The organism is Bifidobacterium sp. POST2/T3 (B1) (assembly GCF_058197115.1).
Window position 1 is genome coordinate 1 of sequence record NZ_JBVPQK010000218.1, and the last position, 4,489, is coordinate 4,489.

The 4,489-nt window shown below is 63.2% G+C and carries 5 protein-coding genes; all 5 read right to left on the reverse strand.

Features of this window, described 5'->3' with window-relative positions; translation table 11 throughout:
* A partial coding sequence (gene alaS, locus AC0AP0_RS09315; RefSeq protein ID WP_490430263.1) for an alanine--tRNA ligase occupies window positions 1–2,102 on the reverse strand: 2,102 nt, incomplete at its 3' end.
* A gap of 166 nt (window positions 2,103–2,268) precedes the next feature.
* A complete protein-coding gene (locus AC0AP0_RS09320) occupies window positions 2,269–2,508 on the reverse strand; it encodes a hypothetical protein (protein WP_024627396.1) in 240 nt (79 codons plus the stop codon).
* Window positions 2,508–2,939, reverse strand: a complete 432-nt coding sequence (locus AC0AP0_RS09325) for a DUF948 domain-containing protein (RefSeq protein WP_490430264.1) — start codon at window positions 2,937–2,939, stop codon at window positions 2,508–2,510. Before AC0AP0_RS09325 ends, AC0AP0_RS09320 begins: the two co-directional genes overlap by 1 nt.
* Window positions 2,940–3,031: 92 nt before the next feature.
* On the reverse strand, window positions 3,032–3,700 hold the full coding sequence (locus tag AC0AP0_RS09330) for a histidine phosphatase family protein (RefSeq protein WP_490430265.1): 669 nt from the start codon (window positions 3,698–3,700) through the stop codon (window positions 3,032–3,034).
* Window positions 3,701–3,805: 105 nt separating this feature from the next.
* On the reverse strand, window positions 3,806–4,432 hold the full coding sequence (gene rpsD, locus AC0AP0_RS09335; protein ID WP_015021916.1) for a 30S ribosomal protein S4: 627 nt from the start codon (window positions 4,430–4,432) through the stop codon (window positions 3,806–3,808).
* Between the last annotated feature and the right edge of the window lie 57 nt (window positions 4,433–4,489).

Sequence of the window (4,489 nt, forward strand, 5' to 3'; positions counted from 1 at the left end):
CCCACCGAGGCTTCGGACATGATGGAGACCGCACCGATCTTGCCCACGTGATCCACATGGGTTCCCCCGCAGAGCTCGCGGCTCCAGCCGTCCTCGCCAATGGAGACCACACGGACCACGTCGCCGTACTTCTCCCCAAACAGATGCATGGCGCCCAGGGCGATGGCATCGTCATACTTCATCTCCTGCGCGGTCACGGCCAAGTTGTCACGCAGGCGGTCGTTGACACGGGATTCCACCGCATCCATGGCCTGACGGCTAGGGGCCTGCGACCACTGGAAATCAAAGCGCAGCCTGTTGGGTGCATCCTCAGAGCCGCGCTGCGTGGCCTGGGGACCCAGTTCCTCTCGCAGGGCCTTGTGGACCATGTGCGTGGCGGTGTGCGAACGGGCGATGGCACCGCGCCGGTTCCGGTCGATGGTGGCCGTGACCTTGGCCTGCAGGGTCAGCGTTCCTTCGGTCAGTCGGCAGCGGTGGATGGTCAGCCCCTTGATGGGCCTCTGCACGTCGTCCACTTCCAGTACGGCCCCATCGTCGGTCAGTATCTCCCCCTGGTCGGCCAGCTGGCCGCCGGCCTCGGCGTAGAAGGGAGAGCGGTCCAGAATCACCTCAACCTGGGCGGGCGCCTTGACGGCCGGAACCGCTCCCTTGCCCTCCTGGATGATGCCCAGGACGGTCGAGCGGCTGGAGAAGTCGGTGTAACCCAGGAAGACCTGAGGCTCGTCAAGATTCTTGCGCATATCGTCGTAGACGCTCAGATCCACGTTATGCCGCTTCTTCATGGCATCGGCGCGGGCCCTGGACTTCTGCTCGTTCATGAGCTTCCGGAACTCGTCCTGATCCACCTTGACGCCCTGCTCGGAGGCCATCTCCAGGGTCAGTTCGATGGGGAAGCCGTAGGTGTCATGCAGGGTGAAGGCATCCTTGCCGGAGACCTCGGGTTCGCCCTTTCCGCTCTTGGCCTTATTGACGGCCGTATCCAGAATGGTGGTTCCCTTGTCCAGGGTCCGACGGAAGGCCAGCTCCTCGCCATAGGCCGATTCGGCCACCTCGGAGAAGGTGTCGTTGAGCTCTGGGTAGCTGGGGGCCATGGCATCCTTGGAGACTGGGAAGAGTTGGGGCAGGACCTCCTGGTCCACACCCAGCATCTTCATGGAGCGGATGGTCCGGCGCAGCAGACGGCGCAGCACGTAGCCACGGCCGACGTTGCTGGGGCGGACGCCGTCGCTCATAATCATCAGGGCCGAGCGGACATGGTCGGCCACCACACGGAAGCGTACGTCATCCTGGGCGTCATCGCCGTAGTGTCGGCCAGACAGGCTCTCGGCAGCCTGGATGACGGGATAGACCTCGTCGGTCTCGTAGATGTTCTGCTTGCCTTGAAGCAGGTAGGCCAGGCGCTCCAGGCCGGCGCCGGTGTCGATGTTCTTGTGCTCCAGCTCGCCCACGATGTGCAGGTCGGTCTTGGAGCGTACGTTGTCCACCTCGTAGTTTTCGAAGACCAGATCCCAGATCTCGATGTACCGGTTCTCGTCGGCCGATGGGCCGCCCTCCTTGCCATAGGCAGGACCGCGGTCCACATAGATTTCGGAGCATGGGCCTCCGGGGCCAGGGCCGCCGGTGGTCCAGAAGTTGTCCTCCATGCCCAGGATCTCCATGTGCTCGGCGTCGAAGCCCTCGTTCTTCCACAGGGAGCGGGCCTCGTCATCGTCGGTGTAGGTGGTCACCCAGATCGTTTCGGAGTCGAAGCCGTAGCCGCCCTGGTCCTGGGGCTTGGTCAGCAGGTCCCAGGCATAGTGGATGGCCTCCTCCTTGAAGTAGTCCCCGAAGGAGAAGTTGCCCAGCATCTGGAAGAAGGTGCCGTGACGGGTGGTCTTGCCCACCTCGTCGATGTCCAGGGTGCGCACGCACTTCTGGTTGCTGGCCATACGGCTCCTGGGCGGGGTCTGCTCCCCCAGCAGGTAGGGGATGAAGGGGACCATGCCGGCGATGGTGAAGAGCGTGGTGGGATTGGGCGAGATCAGGGAGGCGGAGGGAACCACCAGATGATCCTTGTCCTGGAAATAATCGAGGAAACGCTTGGCGATTTCCGATGTACGCATGCTGCTTCTGCTCCTTCAGACCCGGTGAACGTCGAGGGGATAACGGGTCGTCCAAATGACTCGGTTGTCCGGGGTGCGAACAGGTCGCCCGCATTCCGGACTCTTAGCTGAATATGGTGATTTTACACCGGCCAGGCGCATCTGTCCTGGCCTGTCCGCCCCAGGCTCAGCCCTGGAAACGGTCCAGATAGCGGCGGTCCAGCTCGTCCTGCCGCTGGTGCATGGTCTGGGTGAACTGGCGCACCAGGCCGGACAGGGTCCGTGAGGCCACCTGGTCCTGGTCCTCGCCCAGCACGAATTCCCTTGCACGCTTGGGGGTATTGGCCCTGACATAGGCCTCGGCCTTGGTCACCAGGACTACGCCTGCCGTGACGCCCAGGCCCATCCAGAAGATCCGTTTGAACATCAGCGGGTACTCCCCTCGTTCCCTTGGCCGTCATTGGCCTTTTTTGCTGTGGAGGACTTGGATTCGGCGCTGTTGCGGCCACCAGAAAGGAATGACGAGATCGTCTTGCGCAGGGCATAGAGGAAGGCTGCCACTTTGATGACCGGCTTGCCCAGCACCGATCCGTACAGATCGGTCAGGGCGCCGACGTTGCCTGCTGTGGTCGAGGCCGCTGCGGAGATGCGATTGACGTCGGTCAGGGTCTGGTTGAGCTGGGTGACCGTGCTGGCGGACTCGTCCAGGGTGGGCACGACATGGTCGCCCGCCTGCTTGATGGTCTGTGCCAGCTGGTCGAAGAGCTTCCCCAGACGAATCAGGGGATAGATCAGAAACCCTGCCAAGATAGCGAAGGCAATGGCCGCTATCAGGCCGGCAATCTGTCCTACGTCCATCTGCTACCTCTCTTCCATTGGTACGATACTGGGGACAACGCTAGCACGCGCCGTCTATCAGACCAGGCCATGACCGGCCGGTTGAAGCCGGTTCAACGGTTGAAGGACCGAACCTGCAGGGCGCGCTCAAAGGGGGCCTCCGTATCGAAGTCGAATATGGTGACGCTTCCGTTGCTCGGGCGGCTGCTGGTGTCATAACGCCCGCCGCCGAATCGGTTGACCAGGCTGAGCAGGGTGTTGCCGTGCGAGATCAGCAGGACACGGTCGCCATCTTTAAGATGCGGGTCGGCGGCAATCAGTGCGAATCCGCCGGCAATGCGCGTCCAGTACTCGCTGTCGGACTCCGCATCACCGAAGGGATCGGCCTCCTTGAGGAAGTCCCTGGTAGCCGCAAGGCCGAACTGATCCACAATCTGCTGGTAGGTGCCCGCCCCATGAGGCGCGCCTGCGGCCCACCAGGCCATGGCCATGTCCTGCCCTTCGAAGTAGCCGTAGAACTGCTCGCGGAAGTGGCTGTCGCTGACCGGCTCAGGCTTGTTCTCCGACTGGTTCTGGTCCAGGATTCTGCGGACCGTCTCCTGGGCGCGGGTGGTGTCCGAGCAGTAGGCGGCAGCAAAGTTCACCTTGCTCAATTTATGGCCCGCACGGTCGGCATCCTCCAGCCCCGATGCAGTCAGCGGCGAGTTGGACCAGCCTTGAAGACGGTTGTAGCGGTTGAAATAGGTCTGCCCATGGCGGACGGCATACAGATGGAGCAACATGCCCCCATTATCCCACCCATGTCCCAGCAGGCTCGGCAGATCCTGACATGCAAAAGGCCCCGGACGGACCGGGGCCTCAAAGTTACTAGTGGAAGTTCCTAGTGGTCAGCGAGCGTAGAACTCGACCACGTACTGGATGTTGATCTGAACCGGGATCTCCTCCGGCTCGGGCTTGCGGACCAGGCTGGCCTTCAGGGAGGCCAGGTCCACGTCCAGGTAGCCGGGGACTGCGGGCAGCACATCCCGGTGGACGCCTTCTGCGGCAATCTGGAAGGGGACCATGGTCTGGCTCTTGGGCTTGACCTGGATGGTCTGGCCAGGCTTGACCCTGTAGGAGGGGCGGTCCACGATGTTGCCGTCGACCAGGATGTGGCGGTGAACCACGTACTGGCGGGCCTGGGCGGTGGTACGGGCGATGCCGGCGCGCAGGACCAGGTTGTCCAGGCGGCACTCCAGCTCGCGAAGCATGGCGGCACCGGTCTGGCCGGACTCGTGGGTGCCCCGCTCATAGGCGGCACGCAGCTGCTTCTCGGAAACGCCGTACTGGGCGCGCAGCCTCTGCTTCTCACGCAGACGGACGGCGTAGTCGGACTCGGTGCGACGGCGGCTGCGGCCGTGCTCGCCGGGGCCATAGGGGCGCTTCTCGAACAGGCGCTGGGCCTTGGGAGTCAGGGCGATGCCCAGAGCGCGGGACAGGCGGACCTGGCGACGCGCACGCTGAATGTTAGTCATTGATGCAATCCTTACTTGCTTCTGTCGTTATCTGAACGAAGACGGCCGGAACCGTCG

Coding starts and splice junctions, on each gene's coding strand:
- AC0AP0_RS09320 (WP_024627396.1), bottom strand. CDS start 2,508: ATGTTCAAACGGATCTTCTGGATGGGCCTGGGCGTCACGGCAGGCGTA.
- AC0AP0_RS09325 (WP_490430264.1), bottom strand. CDS start 2,939: ATGGACGTAGGACAGATTGCCGGCCTGATAGCGGCCATTGCCTTCGCT.
- AC0AP0_RS09330 (WP_490430265.1), bottom strand. CDS start 3,700: ATGTTGCTCCATCTGTATGCCGTCCGCCATGGGCAGACCTATTTCAAC.
- rpsD (WP_015021916.1), bottom strand. CDS start 4,432: ATGACTAACATTCAGCGTGCGCGTCGCCAGGTCCGCCTGTCCCGCGCT.